Origin of the sequence: Rhizobium sp. WYCCWR 11128, from assembly GCF_013416305.1 — a bacterium.
Taxonomy (GTDB): domain Bacteria; phylum Pseudomonadota; class Alphaproteobacteria; order Rhizobiales; family Rhizobiaceae; genus Rhizobium; species Rhizobium indicum.
In genome coordinates, this window is sequence record NZ_JACCEZ010000001.1 from 733788 (window position 1) to 751295 (window position 17508).

Annotated in this window: 14 protein-coding genes; 10 read left to right on the forward strand and 4 right to left on the reverse strand. The window is 61.6% G+C overall.

What is annotated here, in order from left to right:
• The first annotated feature begins 67 nt into the window (after positions 1-67).
• On the forward strand, positions 68-685 hold the full coding sequence (locus HX898_RS03610) for a class I SAM-dependent methyltransferase (RefSeq protein WP_180194026.1): 618 nt from the start codon (positions 68-70) through the stop codon (positions 683-685).
• 8 nt (positions 686-693) lie between these two features.
• Here HX898_RS03610 and HX898_RS03615 read toward each other — a convergent pair whose 3' ends face one another.
• From HX898_RS03615 to HX898_RS03625, 3 genes are read right to left on the reverse strand one after another with little or no spacing between them, the layout of a single operon-like run.
• Positions 694-1239 carry an AAA family ATPase gene (locus HX898_RS03615; protein ID WP_138390978.1) on the reverse strand — a complete coding sequence of 182 codons (546 nt, stop codon included), beginning with the start codon at positions 1237-1239 and terminating at the stop codon, positions 694-696.
• A 15-nt stretch (positions 1240-1254) separates the two neighbouring features.
• Positions 1255-2331, reverse strand: coding sequence for a D-alanine--D-alanine ligase family protein (locus tag HX898_RS03620; RefSeq protein ID WP_180194027.1), 1077 nt, complete (start codon positions 2329-2331; stop codon positions 1255-1257).
• A gap of 34 nt (positions 2332-2365) precedes the next feature.
• Complete coding sequence (locus HX898_RS03625; RefSeq protein ID WP_180194028.1) at positions 2366-2980, reverse strand: C39 family peptidase; 615 nt, start codon at positions 2978-2980, stop codon at positions 2366-2368.
• Between the two features lie 174 nt (positions 2981-3154).
• Here HX898_RS03625 and HX898_RS03630 point away from each other — a divergent pair, with 174 nt between their 5' ends.
• Both HX898_RS03630 and leuS read left to right on the forward strand, forming a co-directional pair.
• Positions 3155-4063, forward strand: coding sequence for a LysR family transcriptional regulator (locus HX898_RS03630; protein ID WP_138329162.1), 909 nt, complete (start codon positions 3155-3157; stop codon positions 4061-4063).
• A 394-nt stretch (positions 4064-4457) separates the two neighbouring features.
• Positions 4458-6974, forward strand: a complete 2517-nt coding sequence (gene leuS, locus HX898_RS03635; RefSeq protein ID WP_180194029.1) for a leucine--tRNA ligase — start codon at positions 4458-4460, stop codon at positions 6972-6974.
• Between the two features lie 57 nt (positions 6975-7031).
• Here the strand turns inward: leuS and HX898_RS03640 are convergent, their stop codons facing one another.
• Positions 7032-8075 carry a LacI family transcriptional regulator gene (locus tag HX898_RS03640; RefSeq protein WP_011652324.1) on the reverse strand — a complete coding sequence of 348 codons (1044 nt, stop codon included), beginning with the start codon at positions 8073-8075 and terminating at the stop codon, positions 7032-7034.
• Positions 8076-8529: 454 nt separating this feature from the next.
• Between HX898_RS03640 and HX898_RS03645 the strand changes: the two genes are divergently transcribed.
• The 7 genes from HX898_RS03645 to HX898_RS03675 all read left to right on the forward strand — a co-directional run bounded on the left by HX898_RS03645 (position 8530) and on the right by HX898_RS03675 (position 17416).
• Positions 8530-9765 carry an ABC transporter substrate-binding protein gene (locus tag HX898_RS03645; protein WP_180194030.1) on the forward strand — a complete coding sequence of 412 codons (1236 nt, stop codon included), beginning with the start codon at positions 8530-8532 and terminating at the stop codon, positions 9763-9765.
• 183 nt (positions 9766-9948) lie between these two features.
• The gene (locus HX898_RS03650) at positions 9949-10854 is read left to right on the forward strand and encodes a sugar ABC transporter permease (protein ID WP_029870732.1); all 906 of its coding nucleotides are present in this window, start codon (positions 9949-9951) and stop codon (positions 10852-10854) included.
• Positions 10847-11791 (forward strand): carbohydrate ABC transporter permease, encoded by a 945-nt coding sequence (locus HX898_RS03655; RefSeq protein ID WP_138390982.1) that lies wholly within the window; start codon positions 10847-10849, stop codon positions 11789-11791. The genes HX898_RS03650 and HX898_RS03655 overlap by 8 nt, the downstream gene beginning before the upstream one ends.
• Positions 11792-11795: 4 nt before the next feature.
• Entirely contained in the window at positions 11796-12887 is a 1092-nt protein-coding gene (locus HX898_RS03660; protein ID WP_173862949.1) for an ABC transporter ATP-binding protein, read from the forward strand.
• 124 nt (positions 12888-13011) lie between these two features.
• A complete protein-coding gene (locus HX898_RS03665; RefSeq protein WP_180194031.1) occupies positions 13012-15474 on the forward strand; it encodes a glycoside hydrolase family 2 protein in 2463 nt (820 codons plus the stop codon).
• Between the two features lie 37 nt (positions 15475-15511).
• Entirely contained in the window at positions 15512-16273 is a 762-nt protein-coding gene (locus HX898_RS03670; RefSeq protein WP_138329166.1) for a sugar phosphate isomerase/epimerase, read from the forward strand.
• A 9-nt stretch (positions 16274-16282) separates the two neighbouring features.
• A complete protein-coding gene (locus tag HX898_RS03675) occupies positions 16283-17416 on the forward strand; it encodes a Gfo/Idh/MocA family oxidoreductase (protein ID WP_017988583.1) in 1134 nt (377 codons plus the stop codon).
• Positions 17417-17508 lie beyond the last annotated feature (92 nt).

A 17508-nucleotide genomic window follows, 5' to 3' on the forward strand; every position in this document is an offset into this window, starting at 1 on the left:
CAGACGTCTCAGTTCTTACATGTTGATCAGTTAGGGAATTGGGCTCTGCAAGAGATGGGGATATCGGATGACGGGCGAGAAGCGGGAACACTGGGACGAGGTCTACCGCACGAAACCTTCCGACAGCGTCAGCTGGTATCAGCCGAGGCCTGGGCCTTCCTTGCGGGCGCTTGACGAGCTGCAACTGCCGGCCACGGCCTCGCTGATCGATGTGGGTGGCGGCGCATCGAGCCTTGTCGACCGTCTTGTCGAGCGCGGGTGGTCCGACCTCACCGTCCTCGACATCGCCGCGCCGGCACTCGAGGTCGCCAAGGCGCGGCTGCGGGATGAAGCCGCCCGCATCGCCTGGATGGTTGCCGATGTCACGGCATGGCAACCCGACCGCCATTACGATGTGTGGCACGACCGCGCCGTCTTTCACTTCCTCACCGAGCCCGAGCAGCGGCTGGCCTATCGACGCGCGCTCGAAACCGGCACGGCGCCGGGCAGCGTCTTGATCATCGCGACCTTTGCGCCGCACGGGCCGGAACGGTGCAGCGGCTTGCCGGTCCAGCGTTACGACGCGGTGGCGCTTGCGACTGAATTCTCGTCCACCTTCGCGCTTCAGCGTGACTGGCGGGAGGAACACACGACACCCGGCGGTGGCCGGCAGTCGTTCCAGTGGTGCGTTTTTCGCAGGCACTGACGTCTCGTCTACTGCTGCTTCGTTTCCCGAGAGAGGCAGTCGAGGATGAAATCCGCCCGGTCGGCGACCGCGATTTTCGGCAGCATGACGACGTCGTAGCCGAGCGTCGGATAGACGGCGGCAAGTCGATCATATTCGGCGACCGCCTCGTCGAAGCCGTGGCGCCGCTCGGGGTCGGTCGTATAGATTTCGGGCCATGGCGGTGTGAGAAAAATCCTCAGGTGATAGCGGTGGGTGGCGCTCAATTTTTCCAGGACCGGTTCTCCGGTGAGGTGCTGCAGCGCTGTCGCCGCATCGATCAGCCCACGATCGAAAAACGTCCAGCCCAGCTGCTCACGCGCCGCCGCGTGGTCGGCGATCGCCATCTCGATTGCGCGGCGGGCAAATGCCGCCATGTCGACCCAGGGCAGGGCTGCGCCGTCGCCCTCGAGTTCCTGTTTGACGATCCGTCGGCCGGGCTCTTCGACGACGGCATGACCGCGGACGGCAAGTTCCGCAAGCAGCGTCGATTTTCCGCCGCCGGAACATCCCGAAATCAAGACCGACCTGTTCATGATCAAGCTCCCGTCTCAGGCGGTCCGTCGGGCGCGCGCCAGGCCGTGGTCCACCAGTCGGTCGATGATTTCGGCGTAGGTAACACCGCTTGCCGCCATCGCTTTGGAATACATGCTGATATCGGTGAAGCCGGGGATGGTGTTGATTTCATTGACGAGGAACTGCATGTCATCCTTCAGGAAGAAGTCGATGCGGGCCATGCCGTCGCAACCGACGGCCCGGAAGGCTCTTGCGGCCACGTCGCGCATGGCGGCCTCGACCTCCTGCGGCAGTTCGGCCGGCACTTTCAGCGCGGCACCTTTCTCGTCGATATATTTGGCATCGTAACTATAGAAGCCGTGGCTTTCCGCCGGCACGATCTCGCCCGGCCGGGAGACGAAGAGTTCTCCTGCCGCATCCTCCAAGACGCTGAATTCGATCTCGCGGCCACGCACGAATTCTTCGGCGAGCAGCGTGCGATCGTGGCGGAAGGCTTCAGTAAGGGCGGGCGGGAATTCCTGGCTGGCATGGACCTTGGCGACGCCGACCGACGATCCCTGGCGCGCAGGCTTGATGAAGAGCGGCAGGCCGAGCTCGCCTTCCAAGGCTGCCAGTGAAGGGGCGGCACCCTCATGGATCGTCACCGCGCGCGCCACCGGCAGGCCCGCCGCCCTCAGCAGGCGTTTGGCGATATCCTTGTCGAGCGCTGCGGCGGAACCCAGGATGCCGCAACCGGCGAGTGGAACGCGGGCCACCTCCGCAGCGCCCTGCACCGATCCGTCCTCGCCATGCGGGCCGTGGAGGACAGGAAACAGGATGTCGACCTTTAGTAGGTCATGTGGCGCGCCATGAGCCGGTATCGCCAGCACCCGGCCGCGCCCACCCGGCACGAGGCAGATTTCCGTGCCTGATGAAGGCGTCGCCAGCACGCCGTCCTCGAAGCTGCTCAGCAGCCATTGTCCGTCGCGGGTGATGAAAACAGGGATGGCGTCGTATTTCTCGGGCTTGAGCGCGCCCATGACATTGGTTGCCGAGAGCACGGAAACCTCATGCTCGGCCGAGCGGCCGCCGAAGAGCACGACAATGCGCAGCCTGTTTGGGGATGGGGTCATGAAAGCCTCCGAAACGATCTGGTGTTGAAAAGGGTCAGGCGTCGACCGATATGCCGCGATAGGCGAAGAAACGGTCGAAGACGGCAAGCGCCAGTGTCACATCGGCCTGGCTCGCTTCGTCATGACCGGACGGGTTGTGAAAGCGGATTGTTTCATCGTTGGCTGCCGTCACCAGCACCAGGTGTCCGCCCTTCGACGGCGGCTCGCGCTCAGGCCAGCGGATGCCCGAATGCACCGAGGCGATGAAGAACCGCCGCCTCGACAGAAGCTCGGGAATGGCCGACGTCTCGACGCCGGTCATCGTCTCCGCGCGAAGCGCGAATCGGTCGGCGGCGAAGCGAACGAAGGGTGCGTAGATCAACCCCTTGATCGAGGCGTCGATCTCGTTGACGACATAACCGCCATAGGCGGTGCAGGCGTGGGCAAGCTCGAGGGTGGGGTGGATCTCGCCGCGCGCGGCAAGAATCATCTTCAGGCAGGCCATGCCGCAGACATTCACCGCCCAGCGCGCATATTCCTCGATCGTCGCGGCCCCAGAATGGCGCCAGAGGGGATCGCTGAGCAGAGCCTGCGATCCCTCGGTAAGCACCGGCAACGTCATGCCGGGTGTTTCCCATTGGCTGAAATAAGGCACGCCGCTCTGCTGCATCCTGTGGATATCCCCCGTGACTCGTCTTATGAGATGGCCGGCAATCTTGGCTTTTTCGAGCCAATGCCCCGCTTGCGAATCCAAGGCTAAGGTGCAGTTTTCTTCAGGTCTACTTAATTAAAGTAAGCATATAGGTTAGAAATTATGGCCGATTGATCAACCGGAGAAACGGGCTTGGATTTCTTCCGATTGCGCACGCTTCGCGAGCTCTCGCGCCGCGAGACGATGGCTGCGGTCGCCGACGCGCTCGGCATTTCCTCATCGGCCGTTTCCCAGCAGATCGCCCAACTGGAGGACGAAATCGGCATTGCGCTCGTCGAGCGGCGCGGGCGAGGGGTGACGCTGACACCGGCCGGACAGCGGCTCGTTGTGCATGCCGACCGGATATTCGGCATTGTCGAGGAAGCCAAGACCGATATTGCCGAGTTGCAGAATATCGTCGCCGGCGACCTGAGGATCGCCACCCAGCCGTCCGCGGCTTCCTCCTTCATTCCCGCCGCAATGTGCCAGCTCGCCATCGACCATCCGCATCTCGACATCGTCATGACGACGATGGGACCTGCCGAAGGCGTGGCAGCGCTCCGGGCCTGGCAGGCCGATATCGTCATTGCCGACGACATATCGTTCGATCCGCATACGCTGGAGGGCACGGCCGACACGCTGTTCCTCTGCCGCGACCAGCTCTTCGTGCTTCTGCCCGCTGGCCACAGGCTGGAGAGCGAGCCCGTCATCGAACTCGCACAGCTGAGGGATGAACATTGGGCTCTCGACGTCGCCTCCAGCGCCTATTGCAGGGCCATCCGCCAGGCCTGCCGCGACATCGGTTACGAGCCCGTCATCAACGGTTTCAGCGATAGTTTCGAAGTCGTGTTCGCGCTGGTCGAAGCCGGATGCTCGATTTCGGTGATGCCCGGACTGGCGCTTCGAGATTTTGGCGAAAGCCTGACCGTCAAGCCGCTGGTGCCATCCACCTACCGGGGCATCTATGCGATTACCCGGCGCGGTGAGGTGCGTAACCCGAAGATCGCGGCGGTGCTCGATCAACTGGTAAAGAGCGCGCCGCGGGATTTGAACAGATCCTGATTTTCGCGCGAATGCACTCTTGGCAGGAGCGATCATATCGGGCACTCTTGGTTCATGATTATGGCAACTGAAGCAGCAGACGTTCGCGCACGCGACGCACGACTTACCACCACGGCCTCCTGATCGGAGCCGGTTAATACTGTCGTTTGCGTTCTCCTTATTTGCCTTGAGCCACCGTCCATGGACACCAGATCGCTTCCAAAGCCACGTCGCGCTTTTTTCGTCCGGAGCGTCGCGCAGACGTCGTGCGCCGCAACTTCGCGCGCGCTTCGACTTAGCCGCGGCTGCCGGACGTCACCGGAGCACCGGCAGCCGTAGCTGCTCCTGAACCAAAGAGTACCTCTCATTTTTAGGACACGTCGCCGGCATAGCCGGCCGGCGCCAGGAGTGATGCATGCCTTATGATCCCAAGACGATCGAACCGAAGTGGCAGGCTTATTGGGCCGATCACCGTATTTTTCGAGCGGAGATCGATCCGGCCAGACCGAAATTCTACGCACTCGACATGTTCCCATATCCTTCGGGTGCGGGCCTGCATGTCGGCCATCCCCTCGGCTATACGGCCACGGATATAACGTGCCGCTACAAACGCATGCGCGGCTTCAACGTCCTGCATCCGATGGGATGGGACAGTTTCGGCCTGCCGGCGGAGCGCCACGCGATGCGGACTGGTGTGCATCCCGATATCACGACGAAGCGCAATATCGAGACGTTTCGCGGGCAGGTGCAGAGGCTGGGTTTTTCTTATGACTGGAGTCGCGAGTTTGCCACGACCGACCCCGCCTATGTGCGCTGGACGCAGTGGATCTTCCTGAAGCTGTTCGAGAAGGGCCTCGCCTATCAGGCGGAGGTCGCGGTCAACTGGTGCCCGGCCCAGAACTCAGTGCTTGCCGACGAGGAGGTCAAGGACGGGCGTTATGTCGAGACCGGCGATCCCGTCATTCGCCGCAGGATGCGCCAGTGGATGCTGCGCATCACGGCCTATGCCGATCGGCTGCTGCAGGGACTGGACGGCCTCGACTGGCCCGAAAACCTGAAAACCATGCAACGCAACTGGATCGGACGCTCCGAGGGCGCCGAAATCCGGTTTCCGCTCAAGCACGGCAAAGAGGTCATCACCGTCTTCACGACGCGCCCCGAGACCCTGTTCGGAGCAAGCTATATCGTCCTCGCGCCGGAGCATCCTGCCGTTGCCGCCATCATCGAGCCGGAAATGCGCGAGGCAGTGGCCGCCTATATAGCCGAGGCCGAAGGATTGGAAGAGACGGTGCGGGCCGATGCCGGGCGCGAGAAGACGGGCGTCTTCACCGGCGCTTATGCGACCAACCCTGTCAACGGAGCCCGGCTGCCGGTTTGGGTGGCCGATTACGTGCTGGCTGGCTACGGCACCGGCGCCCTGATGGCGGTGCCGGCTCATGACGCGCGCGACTACGCTTTTGCCCATGCGCACGAGCTGCCGATCATTCTCGTGATCGACAGCGAGGACGATATCGAAAAGGCGGCTTATGAGGGCGAGGGGGCGATGGTCAACTCCGGCTTCCTGGATGGCCTGGGCTCGCCGGAGGCGAGATCCGCCATCATCGCCTGGCTGCAGGCGAACGGCGCGGGCTGGCCGAAGGTCATATACCGCCTGCGCGACTGGCTGTTTTCCCGCCAGCGCTACTGGGGTGAGCCGATCCCGGTGCTGCATCTGGCGGATGGTTCGGTGATGCCGCTGACCGAGGAATGCCTGCCGCTGCTGCCGCCCGAACTGGACGACTACGCTCCGATGCCGGATGGCGAACCGCCGCTTGCCCGTGCGCAGGCCTGGGTCGAAACGACCGTGCCGGGCACCGACATTCCGGCACGGAGGGAGACCAACACGATGCCGCAATGGGCGGGCTCCTGCTGGTATTATCTCAGATTCCTCGATCCGGAGAACACCAGCAAACCCGTCGGGCGCGAGGCCGAGCGCTATTGGATGCCGGTCGATCTCTATGTCGGCGGCGCCGAGCACGCGGTCCTGCATCTGCTCTATGCCCGCTTCTGGCATAAGGTGCTCTACGACATCGGCGTCGTTTCGACGGAAGAGCCGTTCCAGCGGCTGTTCAACCAAGGCATGATCCTTGCTCATTCCTACCGCGATGCGGCGGGCCGGTATTACGCGCCGTCGTCGGTCGTCGAAGAGGAGGGCAGATGGTTCGCTGGGTCGGTCGAAGTGCAGCGCGCCGTCGAGAAGATGTCGAAGTCGCGGCTGAACGTTGTCAATCCCGACGATGTTGTCGATCAGTTCGGGGCCGACGCCTTGCGCCTGTACGAGATGTTCATGGGACCTCTGGACGCGGCAAAACCCTGGCAGACCGCTGGCGTGATCGGCGTGCGTCGGTTTCTGGAGCGTGCCTGGCGCATTGTCTGCGACGAGAGCGATGGCCTCTCTCCAGTGGTGCTGGAGGCGGCCCCCAGCCCGCAGCTTCTGCGCTTGCGCCACCAGACGGTGAAGACCGTGACGGCGGATATCGAAGCAATTCGGTTCAATACCGCGGTTTCCCGGCTGATGGAACTGGCCAACGCACTGACGGCGGAAGCAGTGCGTTCGCGCGAAGTGGTGGAGACATTCGTGCTGTTGCTCGCACCCTTTGCGCCTCACATCGCGGAGGAGTTATGGAGCAAGCTTGGTCACGGGGAAACACTGACATGGGTTTCCTGGCCCACCTTCGATCCTGCAATGATCGAGATGGAGACCCGCGAATATGTCGTGCAGATCAACGGCAAGGTTCGCCACCGCTTCGAAGCCGCCGCCGATCTCGGCGAGGCGCTGCTTGCGGCGGCGCGATCCGAACCTTCCGTTATGGCCTTGCTCGACGGCAAAACGGTGGTCAAGGAAGTTCTGGTTCCGGGGCGACTGGTGAATTTCGTCGTCGAAGACCTGTGATGATCCAAAGCGGATCGTCGGATTTGAGCCCGACGGTCCGTTCCTTCAACCGGCTGCCTACCTCCCACTCTCCGGCCAAGTCGGCTGGCTTACGCTCTGCAGCAGTTCCGGTTCGACGCCGTCGATGCGGGCGATGACGGCTTTGGCCATTTCGCGGCCGGCGTGGCGGACGTCTTCCTGGGCGGTGATGATCTCGGGGCGGATCCAGTTCAGGATCGGCACCGATTGTTTGGAGACCATGTCGAGATCGCGGCCGAGCGCCTTGCCGGCGGCCTCGATACCGGCATTGACGGCGATTGCAGCACTGCCGGCCGAACAGACGATGCCGTCAGGCGCATTGGCCGAGCGCATCATCACCTCGACGACGTCGCGGATGTCGGCGAGCGGGGCGTCGGTGTTGATGCGCAGCGGCACTTCCTCGGCGCCATAATCATGCAGGCCGGTCTGGAAGCCGATGCGGATATGGGCGTAGTAAGTGAGTTTGCTCGGCGGCTGCAGCAGGGCGATGCGGCGCCGGCCGCGCTTGACCAGCTTTTCCACCGCCTTATGGGCGAAGGCCTCGTTGTCGAAATCGTGGAAGGGATGCGTCAGACCCGCATCGGTGCGCCCATGCGTGGCAAAGGGCATGCCGCGCTCGCTCAGCAGCCTTACGCGCGGATCGTCTGGCTCGATGCGTGAGATGATGACGCCGTCGGCCGAGCCGGTATCAAGGATATAGCGCACCGGCAGCATCGGGTCCTTGCTGTGCGAATGCGGCGTGATGACGATATGATAGGGCGTGCCGGATAGCACCTCGGAGATGCCGAAGACCATCTGGCTCGAGAAGCCCATGATCTCCTCGTCGATGCTGAGGACGAGGGCGATGACGTTGGTCTTGCCGGTACGGAGGCGCACACCCGCCCTGTTCGGCTGGTAGCCGAGCTGGCGGGCGACCATGCGCACGCGCTCCTTGGTTTCGGCCCCGATATCCGGCGCATCCTTCAGCGCACGCGACACCGTCGTCACGCCAAGGCCCGTCATGAAGGCGATCGTCTTCAACGTCGGGCGCTCGCGCGCTGCCGGCGTCGATGCCGCGTTCCCGAAATTTCCCTTGTTTTCCATCCCTTTAGGCCGTCCTGCGCGAATTGGTGTCGCTTATAGAGGCTTTTTCCAGCGTCGTAAGCCCGCCGCATGCCAAAATCGCACCTCCCTGAAGAATGCAATCTGTAACGATACAGTAGAAATGTCGAGTGCTTTTTGTTGTGTGCATTGCAACATTGTACGTATAGGTTGAATCGGCAATCCGTGCTCTGTTTTATTGCGATTGCGAAGAGACTGAATTGGAAGGCTAAATTTATTGTGTAAAATTATTACGCAAATTCAAACTGATAAAGTGGCAACGCATGTGCGGGAACGCCCGGCCTGGTATCGTTTCAAGGGGATGCAGTGCTCCTGATTTAAACAGGCAGAAGTAGCAATTCCGGTTATCACGGAAAAATTTGCCTGCGGGCAGTTGCGTGGAGAAATCGATTGATCTAAGTTTTTCCGGCAACGTTTCAGTGAGGGAGGAGAACTCATGAAAATCCGTATAATGGCGGCCGTGCTTGCCGCTTCGGTCGCGCTTCCGTTCAGCGCCGCCAACGCCACCGATCTCGAAGTCACGCACTGGTGGACATCGGGCGGCGAATCCGCTGCCGTCGCCGAGTTGGCAAAGGCATTCGACGCCACCGGCAACCACTGGGTCGACGGTGCTATCGCCGGTTCCGGCGGCACTGCCCGTCCGATCATGATCAGCCGCGTCACCGGCGGTGATCCGATGGGAGCAACCCAGTTCAACCATGGCCGCCAGGCCGAGGAACTTGTCCAGGCCGGCCTGATGCGCGATCTGACCGATGTGGCGACCGCCGAGAAGTGGAAGGACATTATTCGTCCGTCGAGCCTGCTCGATTCCTGCACCATCGACGGCAAGATCTACTGCGCTCCCGTCAACATCCACTCCTGGCAGTGGCTGTGGCTTTCGAACGCCGCCTTCAAGAAGGCCGGCGTCGAGGTTCCCAAGAATTGGGACGAGTTCGTCGCTGCTGCTCCGGCTCTCGAAAAGGCCGGCATCATTCCGCTCGCCGTCGGCGGTCAGCCGTGGCAGGCAACTGGCGCCTTCGACGTGCTGATGGTTGCGGTCGCCGGCAAGGATACCTTCAACAAGGTCTTCAAGGACAAGGATGCGGAAGTTGCCGCCGGTCCCGAAATCGCCAAGGTCTTCAAGGCGGCCGACGACGCTCGGCGCATGGCCAAAGGCAGCAACGTCCAGGATTGGAACCAGGCCACCAACCTTGTCATCACAGGCAAGGCCGGCGGCCAGATCATGGGCGACTGGGCGCAGGGTGAGTTCGCGCTCGCCGGTCAAAAGGCCGGTACCGACTATACCTGCCTGCCGGGCCTCGGCGTGAACGAGATCATCTCGACTGGCGGCGACGCCTTCTACTTCCCGCTGCTGAAGGACGAAGAAAAGTCCAAGGCGCAGGCCGTGCTTGCCAAGACCCTGCTCGATCCCAAGACCCAGGTTGCCTTTAATCTGAAGAAGGGTTCGCTGCCGGTTCGCGGCGACGTCGATCTCGCCGCCGCCAATGATTGCATGAAGAAGGGTCTCGACATCCTGGCCAAGGGCAACGTGATCCAAGGCACCGACCAGCTGCTTTCGGCCGACAGCCAGAAGCAGAAGGAAGACCTCTTCTCCGAATTCTTCGCCAATCCGTCGATGACGCCGGAAGACGCTCAGAAGCGTTTCGCCGGGATCATCGCTTCTGCTGACTGATCAGCAGATTCGCTGCCCTTGCGGTCCGGCACCCATGGTGCCGGACCGTTCCGGACGGCAGGTGATGGTCCGGCGGGCGGCGGCGTATCTCTGGTATCTTCAGCAGGTTTCGGAGATGGAGACGACAGGCGGCGCCTTGCCGATCTGTCACTGGTCGCAGTTGCGATTTGAGGAGAAGTATTCATGACGGGTCAAGCGCGAGCAGGCCGGCCAAATAAGTTACTGCGCAATCTGAATGCCAAGATTGCGTCCATTCCGATGATCCTGACGGCGCTGGTGATCTTTGTCGGTGGGACGTTGTGGACGGTTTTTTATTCCTTCACCAATTCCAAGCTCCTTCCGCGGTTGAGCTTTGTCGGCTTCGATCAGTACGAGCGCCTGTGGGCTGCGCCGCGCTGGGTGACGGCGATCGAGAATCTGGCTGTCTACGGCATTCTCTCGCTGATCTTCAGCCTGGTCATCGGTTTCATGCTTGCCGCGCTGATGGACCAGAAGATCCGTTTCGAAAACACTTTCCGCACCATCTTTCTCTATCCCTTCGCGCTGTCCTTCATCGTGACGGGCCTCGTCTGGCAATGGGTTCTGAACCCCGATTTCGGCATCCAGGCTGTGGTGCGCTCGATGGGGTGGACAAGTTTCACTTTCAATCCGCTCTATACGCCTGAAATCGTCATCTACGGCATTCTGATCGCGGCGCTGTGGCAGGGGACGGGTCTCGTCATGTGCCTGATGCTTGCCGGCCTGCGTGGGATCGACGAGGACATCTGGAAAGCGGCGCGTGTGGACGGCATTCCGATGTGGAGGACCTATCTCTTCATCGTCATCCCGATGATGCGGCCGGTCTTCATCACGACGATCGTCATCATCGCCTCCGGCATCGTCAAGGTCTACGACCTCGTGGTCGCGCAGACATCGGGCGGACCGGGCATCTCCTCGGAAGTGCCGGCGAAATATGTCTACGATTACATGTTCCAGGCGCAGAACCTGGGGCAGGGCTTTGCTGCCTCGACCATGATGCTCGTCACAGTCGCGATCATTATCGTTCCGTGGGCCTATCTGGAATTCGGCGGAGGGCGCAAGCGTGGCTGATGTAGGAACTCTCAACACCACGTCTGCCGGCATCGACGCCGTCGCGCCGAAACTCGGCGAAGGCCCCAGCGGCCCCCGGCCGCGCCCTGCGGTGTCGGCGCGCAACATCATGCTCTATGGCACATTGACGATCGCAGCGCTCTACTATCTGCTGCCGCTCTATGTGATGGTCGTGACGTCGCTGAAGGGCATGCCGGAAATCCGTCTCGGCAACATCTTTTCGCCGCCAATGGAGATCACCTTCGAACCCTGGGTGAAAGCCTGGGCGCAGGCCTGCACCGGGCTCAACTGCGATGGCCTGTCGCGCGGCTTCTGGAATTCAGTTCGCATCACGGTGCCGTCGGTGATCATCTCGATCGCGATCGCCTCGGTGAACGGCTACGCGCTGGCAAACTGGCGCTTCAGAGGATCCGAGCTTTTTTTCTCGATCCTCATCGTCGGCGCATTCATTCCCTATCAGGTGATGATCTATCCGATCGTCATCATCCTGCGCGAAATCGGCATCTACGGCACGCTGACCGGCCTCATTGTCGTGCATTCGATCTTCGGCATGCCGATCCTGACGCTGCTTTTCCGCAACTATTTCGTGTCGCTGCCGGAGGAACTGTTCAAAGCGGCGCGTGTCGACGGGGCGGGCTTCTGGCAGATCTTCCTGCGGATCATGCTGCCGATGTCGCTGCCGATCTTCGTGGTCGCGATGATCCTGCAGGTGACCGGCATCTGGAACGACTTCCTGTTCGGCGTGGTCTTCACCCGGCCGGATACCTACCCGATGACCGTGCAGCTCAACAACATCGTCAATTCCGTCCAGGGCGTGAAGGAATACAACGTCAACATGGCGGCAACGATCCTCACCGGTCTCGTGCCGCTCATCGTCTACTTCGTGTCGGGGCGGCTTTTCGTCCGCGGCATCGCCGCCGGCGCAGTGAAGGGTTGATCTCATGAATATGAATGCAAGCGTCTCCATCAAGGATCTGTCCCTGAATTTCGGCGCGGTGAGCGTGCTGAAGGATCTCAATCTCGACATCAACGACGGCGAATTCCTGGTGCTGCTCGGCTCGTCCGGCTGCGGCAAGTCGACCTTGCTGAATTGCATCGCCGGCCTGCTCGACGCCTCGGAAGGGCAGATCTTCATCAAGGGCAAGAACGTTACCTGGGAAGAGCCGAAGGACCGCGGCATCGGCATGGTGTTCCAGTCTTATGCGCTCTATCCACAGATGACCGTCGAGAAGAACCTGTCATTCGGTCTTCGCGTCGCCAAGGTGCCGCAGGCCGAGATCGACAAGCGGGTGGCACGTGCTTCCGAAATCCTGCAGATTCAGCCGCTGCTGAAGCGCAAGCCGGCTGAGCTATCCGGCGGCCAGCGCCAGCGCGTGGCGATCGGCCGGGCACTGGTGCGCGACGTCGACGTCTTCCTGTTCGACGAGCCGCTGTCCAATCTCGACGCCAAGCTCCGCTCGGAGCTGCGCGTCGAGATCAAGCGCCTGCACCAGTCGCTGAAGAACACGATGATCTACGTGACCCACGACCAGATCGAGGCGCTGACGCTTGCCGACCGCATCGCCATCATGAAGAGCGGCATCATCCAGCAGCTCGACGATCCGACGACGATCTATAACAGGCCGCGCAATCTGTTCGTTGCCGGCTTCATCGGCTCGCCGTCGATGAATTTCCTGCACGGTGAGCTGGTCAAATCAGGCGAGGGCATTGCCTTTTTAGCCAACGGCGTCATTTTCTCGCTCGCTGACTACGACGCTGGCGAGACGCTGCAGCCCGGCCGCAAAGTGGTTCTCGGCGTTCGTCCTGAACACATCAAGGTTAACGAGAATACCGGCGGCGAAGAACATGACGCCACCGTCGATATCGAGGAGCCGATGGGCGCGGACAATCTGCTGTGGCTGAAACATGCCGGTCACACGATGTCTGTACGTGTCAACGGCGCACGCCGCTTCAACGTCGGAGCCAAGGTGAAGCTCAGCTTCGACATGACGGTTGCCTCGGTCTTCGATGCCGAAAGCGAGCTGCGTCTCTAGAGAACTCTGCGGGCGGGGCCGAAATGGCGCCGCCCTACCTCCAATCGGCCATCAGGCCAGCCAAATTCGGCCGTGGTCCGGCTTGTCCGGCGCCTCCCAGGAGCGGCCCGATCAGGATACTACTATGACATCCTTGCCGAAGAACGGTTTCAACATCGACCTTTCCGGTTCGTGGCAGCTCGCCTCTGTCGACGGCGAGATCCGTACTGCGATCATGCTGCCGGGCGACGTGCACACCGCGCTCCACCGTGCAGGGCTGATCCCCGATCCCTATTTCGGCCGCAATGAGGAAAAGGTGCAGTGGGTGGCCGAGCGCGAATGGGCCGTCGAGCGCAGCTTCACGCTTCCGGAGGTCGAAGGCGACTGGTATCTCGATATCGATTATCTCGACACGGTCGCCAGCGTCCACGTCAACGGCTTCCTGGCGCTCGAAGCCGACAACAGCTTCCGCCGCTACCGGCCTGACGTCTCCAGCATGCTGAAATCAGGCGACAACAGCATCCGCATCGTCTTTGCCTCCAACATTGCCGTCGGCGCTGCGCGACAGAAGCAGCAGCCCTTTTACATTCCCTACAGCACGGGCAATTCGCCGATCCCCGACGGCAACATGCTGCGCAAGCCGCAATGCCATTTCGGCTGGGACTGGAACATTGCCATTGCGCCGCTCGGCCTCTACGGGACGATCGCGCTGAAAAAGCTCGAAACGGCGCGCATCGAACACGTCGTCACCCGCCAGACCCACAATAATGACGGTTCGGTCGATCTCAAAGTGACGGCGACGCTGTTTTCCAAGGGGCCAGACATTGCCCAGGTCTATTTCGAGCTCGACGGCGAGCGCGTGCGCCTCGATGTCGGCGTCAACGGCGAGACCCATGTCAACCACCTCTTCCATATCGACAACCCGCGCCTCTGGTGGCCCTCCGGCAGCGGCGAGCAGGCGCTCTACAGGCTATCCGTCGAATTGCCGACGGATGAGGTTATCAAGCAGATCGGTCTTCGCACCATCGAGCTGATCACCACGCCGGATGCGTCAGGCAGCCGCTTCGCTTTCAAGGTCAACGGCCACGAGGTCTTCTGCCGCGGCGCCAACTGGATCCCGGCCGACGCGCTGTTTTCGCTGTCTTCGCCTGAGAAGACCGAGGACCTGCTGCAATCGGCCAAAGCCGCCAATATGAATATGATCCGCGTCTGGGGCGGCGGCTTCTACGAGCAGGATCATTTCTATGATCTCTGCGACCGACTGGGCCTCATGGTCTGGCAGGACTTCATGTTCGCCTGCAACCTCTACCCCTCGACCGAGGACTTCCTCGACAATGTAACGATCGAGGTCGACTACCAGGTGCGCCGGCTCTCCTCGCATCCGTCGATCGTGCTCTGGTGCGGCGACAACGAGCTGGTGGGTGCGCTCACCTGGTTCGAGGAATCGAGGAAGGACCGCGACCGCTATCTCGTCTCCTATGATCGCCTCAACCGCACCATCGAGCAGGCGGTGAAGAAGGCGCTGCCCGGCGCGCTCTGGTGGCCGTCGAGCCCGGCGTCCGGCTATCTCGATTTCGGCGATGCCTGGCATGCGGACGGGTCCGGCGACATGCACTACTGGTCGGTCTGGCACGAGAACAAGTCGTTCGACAATTACCGCTCGGTGCGTCCGCGCTTCTGCTCGGAATTCGGCTTCCAGTCCTATACGTCGCTGCCTGTGATCAGGACCTATGCCGAGGAGAAGGACATGAACGTCGCTTCCCCCGTCATGGAGCTGCACCAGAAGAATGCCGGCGGCAACGAGCGCATCGCCGGCACGATGTTCCGCTATTTCCGCTTCCCCAAGGATTTTCCGAACTTCGTCTATCTCTCCCAGATCCAGCAGGGGCTGGCGATCAAGACGGCGGTGGAATACTGGCGGTCGCTCAAACCCCATTGCATGGGCACGATCTACTGGCAGCTCAACGACACCTGGCCGGTGGCTTCCTGGTCGAGCCTCGACTATGGCGGCCGCTGGAAGGCGATGCACTACCTCGTCAAGCGCTTCTTCCAGCCGGTCGCGGTCGCTGCCATTCCTTCCGATGACGGAAAGACGATCCGCTTCTCGCTTGTTAACGACACGCTTGCCAATGTCAGCGTCGATCTTTCGATCTCGCTGCTGACGACGAAGGGCGAACGCCGGCATCTGAAGGACGTGCAGGCCGTGTGTTCGCCGGATGCGGCCGTCACTGCCACGAGCATCGACGTCTCCGATATTCCAGAGGGAACGCTGCTTGCCTGGCACTTCACCGCGTCGAACGGTACGGGCGGCGAGGGGCATTACGTCAACGGCACCTACAAGGCGCTGGAGCTGGAGCCCGCGGGGCTTGCTGTCACCCACGAATATGTCGAGGAGAATGGCGCCGTCGACATCAACGTCACCGCTAGGGGACTTGCGCTTTTCGTGATGATCGAGACCGAGACGGACGGCAAATATTCCGACAACGCCTTCGATCTTGCGGCCGGCGAGAGCCGCCGGATCACCTTTACCCCGGCACGGCCGCTTGATCGTGGCGCGCTTCCGGAGTTCCGGTTCTACGACCTGTATTCCTGCCAGTCGGCAGATTGATCTTGCAAGAATGGGCACGAGGCCCAAGGAGAACATGATGACGAAACTTAGCTACCAGCTCTATAGCGCCCGCAACTTCCAGCCCTATTCGGCGATCTTCGAAAAGCTCGGCAAGGCTGGTTATGCCGAAGTCGAAGGCTTCGGCGGCATCTATGCCGATCTCGATGATGCCGGGCTGAAGAGCCTTCGCGCCGATCTCGACAAGAACGGCCTGGTCATGGCGACCGGCCATTTCAGCCCCGATTTCCTGGAGAAGGAAGTCGAGAAGTCGCTGAACATTGCCAAGACCCTGGGCATGGATTCGATCTATGCTCCGCATCTGGCGGCCGAGGAACGCCCGTCCGACGCCGCCGGTTGGGTCGCCTTTGGCAAGCGCCTGCAGGAGATCAGCAAGCCGTATAAGGCTGCCGGCTACGAATTCGGCTGGCACAACCACGATTTCGAATTCTTCAAGCTGCAGGACGGCTCGCGGCCGATCGAGCACATCTTCGAAGGCGCGCCCGACATTTCCTGGGAGGCCGATATCGCCTGGGTTATCCGTGGCGGGGCCGATCCCTTCGCCTGGGTCGAGAAGCTCGGACCGCGGATCACCGCCGTGCATGTCAAGGACATCGCGCCGGCCGGCGAAGCGGCGGATGAGAGCGGCTGGGCCGATGTCGGCCACGGCAAGGTCGAGTGGGCTAGGCTGATGACGGCGCTGCGCGCCACCAAGGCCAAGCACTACGTCGTCGAACACGATAACCCGAATGACATCGACCGCAACATCAGCCGCTCGATCGCATCCTTCCAGACCTACTGAGGCTTCATCATGACCAGGGAACTTGGCGTCGGCATCATCGGATGCGGCAACATCTCCACCACTTACTTCTCACTGGCACCGCTCTTCAAGGGGCTGAAGGTGCTGGCCTGCGCCGATATCAACGCGCAGGCGGCCGAGGCGCGCGCCAAGGAATATGGCGTCAAAGCGCAGACGATTGATGAGCTTCTCGTCAATGACGAGATCGACGTCGTCGTCAACCTGACGATCCCGGATGCGCATTTCCGGGTATCGAAGGCGATCCTCGAGGCCGGAAAACACGTGTATTCCGAAAAGCCGCTGGTGCTTTCGCTCGAGGAGGGTGAGGAGCTTCGTCGCATCGCCAAGGAAAAGAACCTTGCCGTCGGCTGTGCGCCCGACACTTTCCTCGGCGGCGCCCATCAGCTTGCCCGCAAGTTCATCGATGACGGCGGCATCGGCCGGGTGACCTCGGGCGCCTGTTACGTGATGAGCCCCGGTATGGAGATGTGGCATCCGAACCCGGACTTTTTCTTTCTGCCGGGCGGTGGCCCGATCCTCGATCTCGGCCCTTATTACATCGCCAACCTGATCAACCTGATCGGCCCGGTCAAACGTGTCGGCGGCATGACCTCGATGGCGTCGCCGACCCGCACCATCACCAGCCAGCCGCGCAACGGTGAGATCATCCCGGTCAAGACGCCGACGACGATCCAGGCGCTGCTCGAATTCGTCAACGGCGCCACGGTGACGCTGACGGCGAGCTGGGACGTCTGGTCGCACCGCCATGCCAATATGGAACTCTACGGCACCGACGGTTCGCTCTACGTGCCGGATCCGAACTTCTTCGGCGGCACCGTCGAGGCAAGCGGCCGCGACAAGGACATCAAGCCGCTCGACGCCTGGGAGCATCCATTCGGCAAGATCAATCAGGAAAGCCCGAACGGATCGCGCGCCAACTACCGCACCGCCGGCCTTGCCGACATGGCGATGTCACTGATCGAAGGCCGCGATGCGCGTTGCTCGCTCGACCGCACGCTGCACGGCGTCGACGTCATGACCTCGATCCTGAAATCTGGCGAAGAGGGCCGTTTCATCGACCTGACCACGACCTGCACGCAACCGGCCGCCCTCGGCATCGAGGAGGCGCAGGCGCTCTTGAAGTAGGCCTGCGAAACCTTATTGTCGGGGCGGGCGATGAGCCCGCGCCTTTTTGCTTCGATCATTTGTTACGCGCAATTCCCAGGGAAAATGCTGCA

Excerpts from the sequence above, each read along its gene's own strand:
- HX898_RS03610 (WP_180194026.1), top strand. The coding sequence starts at position 68 with ATGACGGGCGAGAAGCGGGAACACTGGGACGAGGTCTACCGCACGAAA.
- HX898_RS03615 (WP_138390978.1), bottom strand. The coding sequence starts at position 1,239 with ATGAACAGGTCGGTCTTGATTTCGGGATGTTCCGGCGGCGGAAAATCG.
- HX898_RS03620 (WP_180194027.1), bottom strand. The coding sequence starts at position 2,331 with ATGACCCCATCCCCAAACAGGCTGCGCATTGTCGTGCTCTTCGGCGGC.
- HX898_RS03625 (WP_180194028.1), bottom strand. The coding sequence starts at position 2,980 with ATGCAGCAGAGCGGCGTGCCTTATTTCAGCCAATGGGAAACACCCGGC.
- leuS (WP_180194029.1), top strand. The coding sequence starts at position 4,458 with ATGCCTTATGATCCCAAGACGATCGAACCGAAGTGGCAGGCTTATTGG.
- HX898_RS03640 (WP_011652324.1), bottom strand. The coding sequence starts at position 8,075 with ATGGAAAACAAGGGAAATTTCGGGAACGCGGCATCGACGCCGGCAGCG.
- HX898_RS03645 (WP_180194030.1), top strand. The coding sequence starts at position 8,530 with ATGAAAATCCGTATAATGGCGGCCGTGCTTGCCGCTTCGGTCGCGCTT.
- HX898_RS03650 (WP_029870732.1), top strand. The coding sequence starts at position 9,949 with ATGACGGGTCAAGCGCGAGCAGGCCGGCCAAATAAGTTACTGCGCAAT.
- HX898_RS03660 (WP_173862949.1), top strand. The coding sequence starts at position 11,796 with ATGAATATGAATGCAAGCGTCTCCATCAAGGATCTGTCCCTGAATTTC.
- HX898_RS03665 (WP_180194031.1), top strand. The coding sequence starts at position 13,012 with ATGACATCCTTGCCGAAGAACGGTTTCAACATCGACCTTTCCGGTTCG.
- HX898_RS03670 (WP_138329166.1), top strand. The coding sequence starts at position 15,512 with ATGACGAAACTTAGCTACCAGCTCTATAGCGCCCGCAACTTCCAGCCC.
- HX898_RS03675 (WP_017988583.1), top strand. The coding sequence starts at position 16,283 with ATGACCAGGGAACTTGGCGTCGGCATCATCGGATGCGGCAACATCTCC.